The following is a 16,458-nucleotide window of genomic DNA, read 5'->3' on the forward strand; positions in this document are numbered from 1 at the left end:
ATTCGGATGTTAGCCTCTTACCCGCCATCCGGCAAGGAGAAAAGGCTATGAAGCGCAACCCCTGGTGGTGTGTCTGCTCATTATCTGTATCACGATTCTGGCATTCACCCTCCTGACCCGACAAACGCTCTACGAACTGCGATTCCGGGACGGTGATAAGGAGGTGGCGGCTCTCATGGCCTGTCAGTCCAGGTAAGGGCCTGCGCGGGGAGCATTCCCCGCGCATCTGGTTGACGAGTTCATTTTCTCATGGCGCCCCTTATTCATGCCTCAACTGGAAGCTCGCTCGCATAGAGTCTTGCCGCGAGTGTTCTCTGATAACGATTTACCGGAAGCCTCCACGCAATTTCGTGAAGTGATTATTTCGCTGGTAAGGGTAATTGCATAGGATGTTTGCGGGCGCCTGAGACTTTCTGGTTTCAGGCTTACCGGGAATCAGAAAGACGAAGGCCCCGACCGATATTTCTATCAACCGAGGCCGACGAATGAACCTAGCAATTCAGATGTTAGCCTCTTACCTGCCATCCAGCAAGGAGAAAGGCTATGAAGCGCAACCCCCTGGTGGTGTGTCTGCTCATTATCTGTATCACGATTCTGGCATTCACCCTCCTGACCCGACAAACGCTCTACGAACTGCGATTCCGGGACGGTAATAAGGAGGTGGCGGCTCTCATGGCCTGTCAGTCCAGGTAAGGGCCTGCGCGGGGAGCATTCCCCGCGTATCTGGTTGACGAGTTCATTTTCTCATGGCGCCCCATTTAATTAGTGCATGTTTTTTTCGATGCGCTGATAGAACCATCATTACAGGCAAATTTGCCGCCTGCAGTACAGTGAGAGATCCCCCTTTCGCACCAGAACAGGGTTTGCGCCCGGCATCAACATAAAAAGACATCAGTAATCCCATCAGTAAAATAAAGAGCAACTTTTTCATACAACCTCCATGGCTTGCCGAATCTTATGTTCGGTATAAAAGTTATACGCTGTGCGGTCTTTATTTCACTTAGGGAGATCAAGGATTGGGGAAATTGAATTTCAATCTTAACAGTAGATATGTTGATTAAATATCAACCCGTTGAACATATAAACTCGGATTATGGTTTTATTTGTCATACAAATAAATATAATAGGCGCTTCCGATGTAGGCCCGTATTCTTCGCCTGTACCACGGGTCTGGTTTAGTACAGGCGCTTTCTTCTAATACCCTCAGGAGCGCTTACGCGGCATCATGCGCAGAAGCGTGTTGTCTTTCCAGAAATAGTGGTGCGCCAGAGCTGCAGCCGCATGAAGCCCGATAACGAAATATCCCAGATTGGCCAACGTTTCATGCCACCACTTTAATCTATCCACCAGGTCAAAATTGGCCTCTGACGCGTAAGGCATCGTCAGACCAAACGCAAACCACGGATTACCCCGGTTATACATCATCACCAAACCAATCACTGGCAATACAATAAACAGGAGATAGATCACCAAATGTCCCAAATGAGCGAGTCCCGTCATCATGGGCCTGGGTTTCGGTACAATGGGCGGCGTTGGGTATTTCAATCTGAGTAACAGTCGAAGCACCATCAGCACGAGAATTGAGATGCCACATGAAACGTGGATCATGTTGATCACCGGACGATCGCTACGCGGGAAAAAACCACGAAACTCCATTGCACAATAGGCTGCAATAACCAGCAAAAAGACCAGCCAGTGAATGCCAATTTGTAACCTTGAATATCTAATTCCCATAACATTTCCTGCTTTAACACAATTTGCCGTTAACATAACGAGCTTTTCTTAAAATTTCATTAAATATTGTTCACCCGTTTTCAGTACGTTACGTTTCATGGCAAAAATGTAGATTGCCCATCCTGTCATCCTGGTCTAAGCCTGGAAAGGACTAATTTTTACCCACAAGTTCTTGACTGGAGAAAACCATGAGCAAAGTTGGCATTAACGGTTTTGGTCGTATCGGCCGGCTGGTATTACGTCGGCTACTTGAGATTAAAAGTAACATTGACGTTGTCGCCATTAATGATCTTACATCTCCGAAAATTCTCGCCTACCTACTAAAGCACGATTCAAACTACGGTCCTTTCCCCTGGAGCGTCGATTTCACAGAGGATTCACTTATTGTTGATGGAAAAAGTATTGCGGTTTACGCCGAAAAAGACGCGAAAAATATCCCCTGGAAAGTAAAAGGGGCTGAAATTGTCATTGAATGTACCGGTTTTTATACTTCCGCAGAAAAATCCCTGGCGCATCTGGACGCTGGCGCGAAGAAGGTGTTGATTTCCGCTCCGGCAGGAGAAATGAAAACCATCGTTTATAACGTCAATGATGGAACTCTGGATGGCAACGACACCATTATTTCCGTGGCGTCATGCACCACTAACTGTCTTGCGCCTATGGCCAAAGCATTGCATGACAGTTTTGGGATAGAAGTTGGCACAATGACAACGATCCATGCCTATACCGGCACCCAGTCTCTGGTGGATGGTCCGCGTGGTAAAGATTTACGTGCATCGCGGGCGGCGGCGGAAAATATCCATCCCCCACACTACCGGTGCGGCAAAAGCCATTGGTCTGGTGATCCCGGAACTTAGCGGCAAACTTAAAGGTCATGCGCAACGCGTGCCAGTGAAAACCGGTTCAGTGACCGAGCTGGTGTCTATCCTGGGGAAAAAAGTGACTGCTGAAGAGGTGAATAACGCACTTAAAAAAGCAACGACCAATAACGAGTCATTTGGTTATACCGACGAAGAAATTGTCTCTTCCGATATCATTGGCAGCCATTTTGGTTCGGTGTTTGATGCGACCCAAACGGAAATCACCGCAGTGGGCGATTTACAACTGGTGAAGACCGTCGCCTGGTACGATAACGAGTATGGTTTTGTCACTCAACTCATTCGTACTCTGGAAAAATTCGCCAAACTCTGACCCGCGCTGGCGGAGGAAAAACCTCCGCCTCTTTCATATCTTACGACTGCAAATAGACCACCTGAGTCTGCAGATACTCATGCAAACCATGTTTGCCATCTGCGCCGCCAATACCCGACTTACGCCATCCAGCATGGAAACCTTGCATAGCTTCGAAGTTTTCTCGGTTGATGTAGGTTTCGCCAAACTTGAGTCCTTTGATGGCTTTCATCGCCACGTTAAGATTCTCGGTATATATCGATGACGTCAGGCCATAATCGCTGTCGTTGGCCATGGAGATAGCCTGTTCCAGCGTGTCAAAAGCGACTACCGGCAGCACTGGCCCAAAGGTTTCTTCGTGCATAATGGACATTTCCTGTCGGACATCCAAAAGCAACGTTGGCGGATAATAATAACCTTCCCCTTCTACAGCCTTACCACCCAACGCGATTCTCGCGCCCTCTTCTACTGCCCGCGCTACCTTTTGTTCCACCCTTTCCAGAGCCGCAGCGTTAATCAGCGGCCCCATCGCAATGTCGTTACGTTCGGCGGGGTTACCAAATTGAACCGCCTGCATTGCCTCGCCCAGTCGATTAACAAAGCGATCGTAAATACCTTTCTGCACATAGACACGTTCCGCACAGTTGCACACCTGCCCGGTATTTATCACGCGTGAATCAACAATGGCTTTGACGGCCAATTCAAGATCGGCGTCATCCATCACGATAGCAGGGGCTTTGCCCCCCAGCTCCAGACACACTTTGGTGATATTTTTCGCCGCGGTCGCCATGATTTTTTCTCCAGCAGCGACGCTGCCTGTCATGCTGACCATAGCGACTTTTGGGTTACCCGCCAACTCCTGACCAACCGTTTCACCGCGTCCTAAAACAAGGTTAAACACGCCGCGTGGTAGGCCAATTTCGTCGACGATTTTAGCAAATGCGACCGCATTGTTTGGCGTAAATTCGCTCGGTTTGATGACGATGGTATTGCCTGTGAGAAGAGCTGGCGCCATTTTGCGAGCAATCAGGAAAAACGGGAAGTTCCACGGTAGGATACCGGTCGTTACGCCCAACGCACGTTTAAACAGCAGGATGTTTTCCCCAGGACGATCACTTTGAATAATCTCGCCCTCATAGCGACGAGCCCATTCCGCCATGTAATCGATATAGTCAGCAGTAAAAGCGACTTCGACTTCGGCCAGCTGTTGAATTTTGCCACCTTCCTCGACGATCAATGAGCTAATTTCACTGGCCCGTTCGCGGATCCCCGCAGAGATTTTCCGTAACCAGTTCGCTCGTTCAATCGCGGGTAGTGCTTCCCATTCTGGCTGTGCACGCTCTGCTGCATCGATTGCTTTGCGAGCATCTTCAGCCTGACCATCAGGAATGCGGGAAATCACTGCCTCTGTTGCGGGATTAACCACATCAATCCATGCGTCGCCGCGCCAGGTGACAAACTGTCCATCGATATACATAGGATGTTGAACGGGTACAGACATGGGCTACTCCTGCGATTGATATGTTTATATTTTGTAATTCATATGTTAATTAACATCAATCACAGCAGAGAAGGCATCGTGGATGTGCAATTTTGTGAAAGGCTTCATAAAAAGAGATACGACGGGAATAAAGAGAGGAAGAAAAAGATCAGATTATTACCCGTTTGCAATCATTTGTTCACAAACGGGCAATTATTAGCGCAGTGAACGACTCTCCATTGCCTCAATAAGCACTGCGTCATGCTGTAATAACTGCCATGCCTGCGTAACTTCTGACGGAAAATCGACGTGAACGATAAAATCGCGTCCGCGCGGTCCATAGCCATCGCTGTCATCGCGCAAGCGTGGCAGCTCGCCAGTAAGTAGGGACAAATATCGCTCAACTGGCCATAGTCCTGTCAGCGGATTAGCAAACGTCACGCTGCCTGCATTATTTCCCAACTGTGGTACGAATCCCGGATAACTTAGCCAGCGAGGTGCATCAGGATTATCTCCTGTAATACGACGGAACGTCGCCATGGTTCGGCGTTGCATAGTGGGATCCTGGACGACAATCGTGGTATGGACTCGCTCTGCTAACTGATTCAATAATGCGATACTGAAACGGGCATTTTCTCCACAGTTAGTTGACTGGTCTTCAATCCAGATTTTTTCCTGCGGAATGTGCCAGAACTGATGAGCGATATCCGCCAGGATGGTCGCTTCTGCCCTGCCAGTGGTACGGATAGTGTTGTAGTGCGGATGCTGTGCAACAGCGCTATACAAAAAAGTTGTCGAGTGACCGATACCACCACTAATCAGTAAAGGAATTTGCTGATCTCTTGCAATCTTACAAGCGGCATCGATAGTGGGAATGACAGCATTGCCTGCAAGTATCACGCAATCGGCCTGATACGGAGCTTCACCGGAGAAATCATCCTGCGCCAGCCATCGACCGATAACGTTTATAGCATCAATGGTTGACGCTGAAAGCGTCGGAAACGGGTTAATATTCATGGTCCCTCCTGATCGTTCCCTTAAGAATACTGCGTGAGATAATAATGAGAAGCGGAGCACTCTGAAAGGAGGAAGCCGTATTTCCTTAACCGCCTCTCCGCAAGCCTGACATATCTTTTACGGAAAAGCTGTAGATAAACATTATTCATCTTGCAGCAGAGAATTGTATTTTTCTGAATTCCCCAATTTTTGCCCTTACCGTTTTTAGAATTAATAAAAAACCCGGCGCTAAATGCTTACCGGGTTTTAGATTTATCAGGCAAATAGCAGGGTTAACCGCTAATCTGCTCCATCGCCTGCAAAATACGCTTATCTGAAATCGGATAAGGTGTACCGAGTTGTTGGGCGAAGTAACTAACGCGCAGCTCTTCTATCATCCAGCGGACCTCTTTCACGTCTTCATCCTCACGACGTGCAGGCGGCAGTTTGTTGATCCATTGCTGCCACGCCTGCTGGACGTTTTCGACTTTCAGCATCTGTGCACGGTCGCGATGTGGATCAATCGCCAATTTTTCCAGTCGTTTTTCTATCGCCTGCAAATAACGCAGCGTGTCGCCCAGGCGTTTGAAGCCGTTACCAGTGACAAATCCGCGATACACCAGCCCGCCCATCTGCGCTTTAATGTCAGAAAGCCCCAGCGCCATGGTCATATCCACCCGACCTTTCAGGCGTTTGTTGATATTGAACACCGCAGTGAGGATTTGCTCGACCTGCTTAGCAATATCCACCACCGTGTCATTCAGTTCGGCGCGCACTTTTTCATGCAGCGCAGCAAAGCCTTCTTCCGTCCAGACCGGGCCACCATTGGCGTCGATCAGTTGATCCACACCGCAGGAGATACAGTCGTCAATCAGCTCCAGCACTTTGCCATACGGGTTAAAGTACAGCCCCAGCTTGGCTTTGTTTGGTAACTTCTCATGCAAATACTTGATCGGCGATGGAATATTCAGCAGCAGTAAACGGCGAAGACCGTTCCACATTGCCTGCTTTTGCTCCAGCGGGTTATCAAACAGTTTGATCGCCACACTGTCGCGCTCATCCACCAGCGCTGGCCACGCCTTCACTTTGTAGTTGCCGCGCTTCTGCTCGTAGCTTTCCGGCAGTTGCCCAAAGCTCCAGATATGCAGGCCGCTCTGCTCTATACCGTCATCGGCCACCGCAGACAGCGTTTCCTGCACTTTGCCTTTCAGCGCATCTTTCAGATCTTGTAGCGAGCGCCCTTCTTTTAGCTTCTTGTTTTTGTCATCCACCACGCGGAAGGTGATTTTCAGGTGATCGGGCACCTGATCCCAGTGCCAGTCTTCGCGGTCAACGGTAACGCCGGTCATCCGCCGTAACTCGCGCTCAAGACTGTCAAGCAACGGTAACTCCAGCGGTGTGACGCGGCCTAAAAACGCTTCGGCGTAGTTTGGCGCGGGTACAAAATTACGGCGTACCGGCTTTGGCAGTGATTTAATCAGAGCAATCACCAGTTCGCGGCGCAGACCGGGGATCTGCCACTCAAACCCGCTTTCCTCAACCTGGTTAAGTAACGGCAGCGGAATATGTACGGTCACACCGTCAGCATCTGCACCTGGCTCAAACTGATAGCTCAAACGCAGCTTGAGATTGCCCTGATGCCAGAAGTTTGGGTAATCCAGCTTGCTGATTTTTTCCGCACCTTCTTTGATCAACATACTCTTTTCAAAGTTGAGCAAATCAGGCGTTTCGCGGCTGACTTTTTTCCACCAACTGTCGAAATGGCGAGCTGAGATCACATCGTGGCTGATACGCTGGTCGTAAAACTCAAACAGCGTTTCGTCATCCACCAGAATATCGCGGCGACGTGATTTGTGTTCCAGCTCTTCCACTTCGGCCCGCAGTTTCAGGTTTTCGCGGAAGAAAGCGTGACGCGTCTGCCAGTCACCTTCCACCAGCGCATGGCGAATAAAGAGTTCACGACACAGCGCAGGATCAATCTGGCTGTAGTTAACCTTACGTGCGGCGACAATCGGCAAGCCATAAACGGTGACTTTTTCCGTTGCCATCACCGCGCCCTGCGCCCGTTCCCAGTGCGGTTCACTGTAGGTGCGTTTAATCAAATGCTGAGCGACGGGTTCCACCCATTCCGGATCGATGCGTGCCGCAATGCGCCCCCACAGGCGGCTGGTTTCTACCAGTTCCGCCACCATCACCCATTTCGGCGGCTTTTTGAATAAACCGGAACCGGGGAAGATGGAGAAACGCGCGTTACGTGCGCCGGTATATTCTTGTTTATCGGCATCTTTCATGCCGATATGGGAAAGCAAACCAGTCAGCAACGCAATGTGAATTTCGCGATACTCCGCCGGTTCGCTGTTAACCGGAATGCCAAGTTCTTTCACTACCTGGCGCAGCTGGGTGTAGATATCCTGCCATTCGCGCACGCGCAGATAGTTGAGATAATCGGTACGACACAGGCGACGGAAGGCGTTTGAAGAAAGTGCCTTTTGCTGCTCGCCAAGATAATTCCACAGATTTACAAACGCGAGGAAGTCGGATTCTTTGTCGTGGAAGCGACGATGTTTTTCGTCCGATGCCTGCTGTTTATCCATCGGACGCTCGCGCGGATCCTGAATGGAGAGTGCGGACGTGATAATCATCGCCTCACGCACGCAGCCATGTTTTTGCGCTTCCAGCACCATACGCGCCAGACGTGGGTCGACAGGCAACTGCGAGAGCTGGCGACCGAGCGGCGTCAGTTTATAGGCGCTGGCCTGTTCATCCGTGGTGATCGCGCCCAGTTCTTCAAGCAGACGCACGCCATCCTGAATATTGCGTTTATCCGGCGCTTCGACAAACGGGAACGCGGCGATATCGCCCAACCCCAGCGCGGTCATCTGCAAAATAACCGAGGCCAGGTTGGTACGCAGAATCTCCGGATCAGTAAACTCCGGGCGCGAGAGGAAATCGTCTTCAGAATAGAGACGAATACAGATCCCTTCGGACACACGACCACAGCGACCTTTACGCTGATTGGCAGACGCCTGCGAAATGGGCTCAATCGGCAAACGCTGCACTTTGGTGCGGTAGCTGTAGCGGCTGATACGCGCCGTACCTGGGTCGATAACGTATTTAATACCCGGTACGGTCAGCGAGGTTTCCGCGACGTTGGTCGCCAGCACAATGCGCCGCCCGCTGTGCGACTGGAACACCCTATTTTGTTCGCTGTTCGAAAGCCGCGCATAAAGCGGCAAGATTTCGGTATGGCGTAAGTTCAGCTTGTTCAGCGCATCGGCGGTATCACGAATTTCCCGCTCACCGCTCATAAAGATCAGAATGTCGCCAGGGCTTTCCTGGCTCAGTTCGTCTACGGCGTCAAAAATCGCCTGCAACTGATCGCGCTCGGTGTCATCGGCTTCTTCAACAATCGGGCGATAGCGCACTTCCACCGGATAGGTCCGACCGGAGACTTCAATAATCGGCGCATTATTAAAGTGGCGCGAAAAGCGTTCCGGGTCGATAGTCGCGGAAGTGATAATGATTTTTAGGTCAGGACGCCGCGGCAGCAACTCTTTCAAATAGCCGAGCAGAAAATCGATATTCAGGCTGCGTTCGTGCGCTTCGTCAATAATGATGGTGTCGTACTGCATCAGCAGGCGGTCTTGCTGGATCTCCGCCAGCAGGATACCGTCGGTCATCAGCTTGACCATCGTGTTATCACTTACGTGATCGCTGAAACGCACTTTGTAACCGATGCAACCGCCCGGCTCCGTTTTCAGCTCTTCCGCAATACGGTTCGCAACCGTTCTTGCCGCCAGGCGACGCGGCTGGGTATGGCCGATCAGCCCTTTAATCCCGCGCCCCAGCTCCATACAGATTTTCGGTAACTGAGTCGTTTTACCAGAACCCGTTTCCCCGGCGACGATCACCACCTGGTGATCACGAATCGCTTCGAGAATGTCCTGTTTTTTCTGACTAACCGGTAAATTGTCAGGATAAGTAATTTCCGGTCGTGCCGCTTCACGCAGCAGGACTTTCCCTGCCGCCTGGTCAATCTCTTTCGCCATCTCCTGGAAAATGGCCTGTTGTGCATCAGGATTTTTAACCTTCTTCACGCCGTGCAGACGGCGAGAAAAACGCAGTCTGTCACGCAGCATCAGCGAATCCAGCCGCTGCTGCAAGGCCGTAAAGGTCAATTTTTGTTGTTCTGTCATAACGTTAGTGGGCAGTAGTCTGCCTGATTAATTTTCTTTTAAATGATAGATATAGAGTACCACATCGCGGCTTTCTATGCGTTGTTCAATAAATTCGAACATAGGCTTCGATTTATTGCGCTATCTCTGTGGCAGGATTGTGAATAAAGTGTCAACAAGCAACGGGGCATCGCCCATTCAAATATCTATAAGGAAACACCATGAGCAAGGTATTAGTTCTTAAATCCAGCATCCTGGCAGGGTACTCTCAGTCTAATCAGTTGTCCGATTATTTTGTTGAACAATGGCGCGAAAAGCACTCCGCTGATGAAATCACCGTTCGCGACCTGGCTGCAAATCCGATTCCGGTACTGGATGGCGAACTGGTTGGCGCTCTGCGTCCGAGCGATGCGCCGCTGACTCCGCGTCAGCAGGAAGCTCTGGCGCTTTCCGATGAGCTGATTGCCGAGCTGAAAGCCCACGACGTTATCGTTATTGCGGCACCGATGTATAACTTCAACATCTCGACTCAGTTGAAAAACTATTTTGACCTGGTTGCACGCGCAGGCGTTACTTTCCGCTATACCGAGAACGGTCCGGAAGGTCTGGTAACGGGTAAAAAAGCCATCGTTATTACCAGCCGCGGTGGGATCCACAAAGATGGACCAACGGACCTGGTGACGCCGTATCTGTCCACGTTCCTCGGCTTTATCGGCATTACCGATGTGAAATTCGTCTTCGCCGAAGGGATCGCATACGGTCCGGAAATGGCAGCGAAAGCGCAGTCTGACGCGAAAGCAGCCATCGACAGTATTGTTGCTGCATAACCGGACACGATCTTGATGTGGACTGTAGATATTCAGTCCACATCGCATTCCGCTTACCTGTTTTCCCATAACTTCAGCATCGCTTTGTGCTCTTCCTTAAGCACAATCTGCGAGCGCCTGGCTCGTTATTCTCGCGAAATACCATCCAACGTAGACAACACTTCCTCAGAAAGATGCAATTTTTCAGCAGCCATATTCTCCCGTAAATGCGCTACAGAAGACGTCCCTGGGATCAGCAAAATATTCGGTGAACGCTGTAACAGCCACGCCAGCGCCACCTGCATTGGTGTCGCATTAAGGCTTGTAGCAACATCGGAAAGAGTGGAGGATTGCAGCGGCGTAAAGCCCCCGAGCGGGAAGAACGGCACGTAGGCAATGCCGTCACGAGCCAAAGCATCAATCATTGCGTCATCAGCACGGTGCGCGATGTTGTATTCGTTTTGCACACAGACGATTTCGGTAATCTTACGTGCCTCTGCAACCTGCGTCGGTGTAACGTTACTCAGGCCAATATGTTTTACCAGCCCTTGTTGTTGCAGCTCCGTCAGCACGGTCAGGCTGGCTTCAATCGATCCTTCCGCTGGGCCGTGACCATCGCCAAACATTACGCGCAGATTTACTACATCCAGTACGTCCAGGCCGAGATTACGTAGATTATCGTGCACCGCTTTTTGCAGCTCCGCCGGAGAAAATGCGGGCAACCAGGAAGCATCCTCACCACGCCGCGCACCAATTTTAGTGACAATTGTCAGGTCGTCAGAATAAGGATAAAGCGCTTCGCGGATAATCTGATTGGTGACGTGCGGGCCATAAAAGTCGCTGGTATCAATGTGATTGACGCCCAATGCCAGCGCCTCGCGTAGCACGGTTATAGCGACGTGGCGATCTCTTGGGGGGCCAAAAACCCCAGGACCTGCCAGTTGCATCGCGCCATAACCAAGACGGTTAACGGATTTAGTTCCGAGAGTAAATGTGTTGCTGCTCATCGCACCCTGCCCTGTAATAAAACGGATTAAGAAAAATCAGTATAGAAATGAAAAGAGATAAATAATGCGAGGGCGTAAACAAGATTACTGGATGAGTTGCTCTGTTGTCCTGAAAGACACCAAAACAAAACGCGTCAAGCGCCGCATCCGGCAATAAAAAAACCGCAACCTGTATCAGCGTTGCGGTTTATGTATCACATGCTAAAAATTAGAACGTTTTCTTAAAGTTCAGCATCACACCTTTGTCGCTGATGCCGTCCTCTTTCCAGTTGTACGCATCCAGATTCAGCGAACTTTCTTTGCTGCTGTACTTCACGCCGACGCTTGCCAGGCTGTTGATGCCGCCGCCCTTCTGACCGTCATCGACGTTAAAGTGCTGACTGCCAGCGCCTGCCAGGCTTGCCGTACGCTGGCTCTTCGCGTAGCTCAGGTTCGGCCCGCCTTCCAGCGTGGCGTTCGCACTCCAGCCGTCTTTACCTGCGTAGTCCAGTTTCAGCCCGACGATACTGTCTACCGCCGTTTCGCTGCCGCTGTTCATGCTCAGGTTAAAGTCTCCGGCATTGCGTTCCTGATAGCCACCTTCCAGTGTGTGACGCAGTTTTACACCCGCATATGGCGTGATCTTCAGCCCTTCGCTCGGTTCGAAAGTCTTCGCCCCTTCGCTGCGGAACTCCAGGTACTGCTGCTTCACGTCGGTATCAGCCGTTTTGTTCGTGCTGCTAAATGCAATCGAACGACTGCTGTCAAGGTTGTGAACGTCATAACGCAATGCGTTATTCCAGTTCATGCCATTGTCGAAGGACATCTGATGTTTCAGGCCAAAGAACTGGCTGTAGCCACCGGTTACGCCATTATCACCCGCTTTCTGAGCACCGTCGCCATCGAGGCGAGCTATACCGTACTCCAGACTCATCGTCTGGCTTTCACTCAGGTCAATGGTTTTACGCAATGCCAGCATGTCATACTCAGTATTATTACCTAACTCGGCACGCGGATCGCCTTTCGCGACAACGTTGAACGCCAGACCGTTACCCACTTTCGGCGCGGCATCCGCCAGCATACTAAAGCGGTTGCTTAACACGCGCGCTTCCCGGAATACCGTGGTCGCCTGGCTGCCACTAATTTGCTTAAGTGCGCTGTTCAGTTCGGCAATCGTGCCGACGTTCAGGCTGGTAAACAGTTCGTTGTTGGTGTAACCCGCATCCAGTGCCTTCGCGACACCATTCACCGAAGAATCAGTTGCTACCTCGGTGTAGGCGTTTTTACTCATGGTGACGTCAACGTTGCCGTTGGCATCGGTGCTGCCCTTAGAGTTCCAGACAACTGTGGAGGAAGTGATATTCTCCACGCCGCTGATATTTTCACCTTTGAAAACATCATCAATCACTACGCTGGTATCAGCAGTACCGGCACTGAATCCAGTATTAACCGTGACGTTGTCACTTATGACCAAATTATTGGCTTTCAGCGTGCCGGAACTTCCGTCACTGTTAGTACCAATGGTGTAATTGGTGAGTTTTTGCTGGGTAACTGACTCAACAGGCGCAGCAGGTACGTTGCCCTGTCCTGGTGTCGCAGAAGCATTCGGTACAGTGATATCAACAGTACCATCATGATCATTTCTCGTCCCTGTTGTATTTGGTGCATAAATATCGCAATCAATATTACACAGCAGGTTGATAATCCCATTATTCACAATCGCTTTAGTCGAGCCACCAAACGCCCATGAATTATCTGCGTAAACATTAATAACGCCGTCTTTAGTATTATTAATCGTCGTTGCAGAACCATTTCCTTTGATACCAATCAGCCCCTCACCATTAGTTCCATCAGCCTGACCCTGCTCGGTGCCGACATTAATCGTACCACTGTTCACCAACTGGACAGTATAACTGGTCGTTCCACCGCTAATAGCAACTGCCCCATCACCCTGAATATTGATTACCCCGGCATTTGCGAAATTATACCCACGGCCTAAATCAATCAACGGAGCATCTGGATTAATACCATTAATAACACCTGTTTCCGTATTCCAGATCCATTTACCGTTACTGTTTGATCCTGTACTTGCTGTTTTAATAGCACTGTAACCGTTAGTGGCGGTAATCGTGCCACGGTTAACCTGCGCAAGCGAATCACCAGTACGCGTTACATTAACAATGGCATTTTCACCACCTGCAATAGCATTGCCGCTATTGCTGAGCGTTGAACCCGCTTCGTTATACAGTACGAAACTGCCGTTCATTAATGATTTACCATCAGCAGTAACTGTCATTTCACCAGTGTTGACAACGTTTTGTCTGTAACTGGTTCCCTCAATAACACCGCTGAATTTCCCTTCGTTGTAGAAATTAACTCCACCATTCAGGGTCAGTAGATCAGTTGTCATGCTTGCTGTCGCACGATTGTAAATACTGGCGTTGGCATTAATGGTATCAGAATCCAGTACTCCACTGTTTTCCAGTCCTTGCACAATATTCAAATTACCATTAATTGTCAGACTGGCATTATCTTCATTGTAAAGCCATTTCGTTGCATTTAAATTGCTGTTAATAGTTTCATTGCCGTAATTGGCTAATGATTTTGCAGTCACAAACTCATTTATAGCTGATGTAGTAGTAATTGACTCACCGCTTTTACTCAATTTTGTCAATAATTCTCCACTTTCTGTTGCTGCTCCCATATGAGAATCAGCATCATCCATTGGTGAACCAAACAAATTAATGGAGCCGTAATTCAGAATTGTTCCTGTACCATCATTATAAAATGCCTGACCATGATCCACATTAATGTTAATTATGCCCGTTTTATCATTGATAGCCGTGCCTTCATGATATACAGCCATACCTACCAGTGTGTTCGCCCCCAGGCTATCATCATAATTTTCATTTTTCTCTAGATTGATAATACCCTGATTGATAACTGTATTATCAGTACCATAGGCCGCCATTCCGGCACCGGCGTTATAGACAGTAATAATGCCACCCAACAGGTTTGTCGATGTGGCATTGATTTTCGCACCGCTCGTCGTATCTGTACCAACCGCCATACCCACACCAAAATCTCTGGCATTGGTTGACATTATATTACCATCCAGTGTAGTCGTGTCATTTACATCAACCCATAACGTGTCTAATTTTATCTGCCCCGCATTATCGGCGGTGGAGTTATTAATAGCCAACATGCCTATAACACCACGCCCATACAAATCAATAATTCCATCAATACTGTTGACAACAGAACCATTAACAAATGATTCCATTCCTGTAATACTGGATATTTTATTGTAGAAAATATTAGGCACAGTGCCGCCAAGTGTGGAATATATATTCATCACACTTTGTTGCTGCATTACTTTCCCGGTAATTACACCATTATTACTAGCCTCACCGTTTCTCGTTACAAAGAAACCAGCCCCGCCAGTCTCTACTGAGCCATAATAATATTGCGAAAGCGTAATACTGCCATTATTAATACTTGTTGAACCCACATCAGAAACCGTAGCAAAGCCTATATTCCATAGATCAATATCGCCATTATTGACAGCTTTGGCACCTGATTTAACATCAACAATTCGTGATTCAGCCATGTTATAATGGTTATAGGAATGAATATCCCCCATACTTATCGAGGCATCTGCATCGACTTCCAACACCGCATTATTGCTTAACTGGATAATATTTTCATAACCTAATGGAAAATCACCACTAATTGTTGAATCGCCTTTCAAATACACCGATGACTTACCATCAACACTAATAACTGGTATATTCCCAGAGCCTTTACGTTCTGATGCAATAACAGAACCATCCGCTAATTGATTGACTTCACCCACAAGGTGAATGCCGTTATTCAAATTAATAACGTTATCATCACCAGAGACAACCAGGCCAGAGATATTTTCCTGACTGCCATCATATTTTGAGTAGCCACGAGTAGTCATTTCGCTGTCTACGACAACCGTTAACTTTCCGTCCAGATTTGCCTTGTTATTATTGCCTTTAATATTGATACCAGTGGAGTCATCGTAAAAACTTTCAGCACCATTATCAGCCAACTGATTTTTATCGACACGAACATTGCCGGTAATATCAATATTATTGTTATCACCGATAACATTGACCCCAGAGGCTGACTGCCCGGTAACATTCAGATCAGCTGTAGCCAGCGTTAATTGGTTACTGTCACCATTGAGCACAAGCCCCGTGGAGAAATCACCAATCTGCATATCGCCAGCCAGTGAGACGTCTCCATCATTGGTTGTAATATTAAACCCTGTAGCAAAGTTTGTTACGTCAACATCCCCAGTCTGAACAAAAGTCGCTTTGTCGCCGTCAATCTGTATACCAACAGATTTTTCATCTGTGACAGTAATGTTACCCTTGTTGTTCACCGTCGCACTGTCGCCAGTGATATCAATCCCGTGTGCGCCGCCGCTGACGTCCAGATCGCCGTCCTGGATAACGGTGCCGTTATTGCCGTTGATTTCCGTACCGGTGGAATCCTTGCCATCAACGGTGGTTTTACCGTTGTTGTTGGCGGTGGCGTCGTCACCGTTAATCTGCGTGCCGGTGCCGCCGTTGCTGATGGTGCTGTCGCCTTCATTATTAACAACCGCCTTGTCGCCGTCGATCTGAATACCGATGGATTCCGGATCGGTCACGGTCATGGTGCCGTTGTTATCCACCGTCGCGCTGTCGCCGGTGATATCAATCCCGTGTGCGCCGCCGCTGACGTCCAGATCGCCGTCCTGGATAACGGTTCCGTTATTGCCGTTGATTTCCGTGCCAGTGGCATCTTTACCGTCAACGGTGGTTTTACCGTTGTTGTTGGCGGTGGCGTCGTCACCGTTAATCTGCGTGCCGGTGCCGCCGTTGCTGATGGCGCTCTCGCCTTCGTTATTAACAACCGCATGGTCGCCGTCGATCTGAATACCAATGGATTCCGGATCGGTCACGGTCATGGTGCCGTTGTTGTCCACCGTCGCACTGTCGCCGGTGATATCAATCCCGTGACCGCCGCCACTGACGTCCAGATCGCCGTCCTGGATAACTTTCCCGTTATTGCCGTTGATTTCCGTACCGGTGGAA

General features: G+C 49.3%; 9 protein-coding genes and 3 pseudogenes. 4 read left to right on the top strand and 8 right to left on the bottom strand.

Annotation, left to right across the window (positions count from 1 at the left end; translation table 11 throughout):
* Positions 1-61: 61 nt before the first annotated feature.
* Together AACU94_RS09195 and AACU94_RS09200 are read left to right on the top strand one after the other, a co-directional pair.
* Complete coding sequence (locus tag AACU94_RS09195) at positions 62-196, top strand: type I toxin-antitoxin system Hok family toxin (protein WP_135489325.1); 135 nt, start codon at positions 62-64, stop codon at positions 194-196.
* Positions 197-543: 347 nt separating this feature from the next.
* Entirely contained in the window at positions 544-693 is a 150-nt protein-coding gene (locus AACU94_RS09200; protein WP_130222704.1) for a type I toxin-antitoxin system Hok family toxin, read from the top strand.
* Positions 694-758: 65 nt separating this feature from the next.
* On the opposite strand, the pseudogene AACU94_RS09205 reads toward AACU94_RS09200, so the two are convergent.
* Both AACU94_RS09205 and cybB read right to left on the bottom strand, forming a co-directional pair.
* A pseudogene (locus tag AACU94_RS09205) lies at positions 759-931 on the bottom strand (hypothetical protein).
* Between the two features lie 272 nt (positions 932-1,203).
* Complete coding sequence (cybB, locus tag AACU94_RS09210) at positions 1,204-1,734, bottom strand: cytochrome b561 (RefSeq protein ID WP_130219268.1); 531 nt, start codon at positions 1,732-1,734, stop codon at positions 1,204-1,206.
* Positions 1,735-1,922: 188 nt separating this feature from the next.
* On the opposite strand from cybB, the pseudogene gap reads away from it, so the two are divergent.
* Positions 1,923-2,925 (top strand): annotated as a pseudogene (gene gap / locus AACU94_RS09215) (type I glyceraldehyde-3-phosphate dehydrogenase).
* Between the two features lie 40 nt (positions 2,926-2,965).
* On the opposite strand, the gene aldA reads toward gap, so the two are convergent.
* The 3 genes from aldA to hrpA form a co-directional block, all read right to left on the bottom strand.
* Positions 2,966-4,405 carry an aldehyde dehydrogenase gene (gene aldA / locus AACU94_RS09220; RefSeq protein WP_135489320.1) on the bottom strand — a complete coding sequence of 480 codons (1,440 nt, stop codon included), beginning with the start codon at positions 4,403-4,405 and terminating at the stop codon, positions 2,966-2,968.
* A gap of 195 nt (positions 4,406-4,600) precedes the next feature.
* Positions 4,601-5,401, bottom strand: coding sequence for a DUF218 domain-containing protein YdcF (gene ydcF, locus AACU94_RS09225; RefSeq protein ID WP_135489321.1), 801 nt, complete (start codon positions 5,399-5,401; stop codon positions 4,601-4,603).
* A 272-nt stretch (positions 5,402-5,673) separates the two neighbouring features.
* Positions 5,674-9,576 (bottom strand): ATP-dependent RNA helicase HrpA, encoded by a 3,903-nt coding sequence (gene hrpA / locus AACU94_RS09230; protein WP_135489322.1) that lies wholly within the window; start codon positions 9,574-9,576, stop codon positions 5,674-5,676.
* 200 nt (positions 9,577-9,776) lie between these two features.
* On the opposite strand from hrpA, the gene azoR reads away from it, so the two are divergent.
* Positions 9,777-10,382, top strand: coding sequence for an FMN-dependent NADH-azoreductase (azoR, locus tag AACU94_RS09235; RefSeq protein WP_000048948.1), 606 nt, complete (start codon positions 9,777-9,779; stop codon positions 10,380-10,382).
* Between the two features lie 53 nt (positions 10,383-10,435).
* Here azoR and AACU94_RS09240 read toward each other — a convergent pair.
* The 3 genes and pseudogenes from AACU94_RS09240 to AACU94_RS09250 all read right to left on the bottom strand — a co-directional run.
* Positions 10,436-10,507, bottom strand: a pseudogene (locus AACU94_RS09240) (hypothetical protein); the annotation flags it as partial.
* Positions 10,508-11,368: a pyridoxine 4-dehydrogenase gene (pdxI, locus tag AACU94_RS09245; protein ID WP_135489323.1), complete on the bottom strand. Its 861-nt coding sequence runs from the start codon at positions 11,366-11,368 to the stop codon at positions 10,508-10,510.
* A gap of 208 nt (positions 11,369-11,576) precedes the next feature.
* On the bottom strand, positions 11,577-16,458 hold a 4,882-nt coding region (locus tag AACU94_RS09250; protein WP_135489324.1), incomplete at its 5' end, for an autotransporter outer membrane beta-barrel domain-containing protein.

Source organism: Escherichia sp. E4702, from assembly GCF_963883545.1.
Lineage (GTDB): Bacteria > Pseudomonadota > Gammaproteobacteria > Enterobacterales > Enterobacteriaceae > Escherichia.

Excerpts from the sequence above, each read along its gene's own strand:
- AACU94_RS09200 (WP_130222704.1), top strand. The coding sequence starts at position 544 with ATGAAGCGCAACCCCCTGGTGGTGTGTCTGCTCATTATCTGTATCACG.
- cybB (WP_130219268.1), bottom strand. The coding sequence starts at position 1,734 with ATGGGAATTAGATATTCAAGGTTACAAATTGGCATTCACTGGCTGGTC.
- aldA (WP_135489320.1), bottom strand. The coding sequence starts at position 4,405 with ATGTCTGTACCCGTTCAACATCCTATGTATATCGATGGACAGTTTGTC.
- ydcF (WP_135489321.1), bottom strand. The coding sequence starts at position 5,401 with ATGAATATTAACCCGTTTCCGACGCTTTCAGCGTCAACCATTGATGCT.
- hrpA (WP_135489322.1), bottom strand. The coding sequence starts at position 9,576 with ATGACAGAACAACAAAAATTGACCTTTACGGCCTTGCAGCAGCGGCTG.
- azoR (WP_000048948.1), top strand. The coding sequence starts at position 9,777 with ATGAGCAAGGTATTAGTTCTTAAATCCAGCATCCTGGCAGGGTACTCT.
- pdxI (WP_135489323.1), bottom strand. The coding sequence starts at position 11,368 with ATGAGCAGCAACACATTTACTCTCGGAACTAAATCCGTTAACCGTCTT.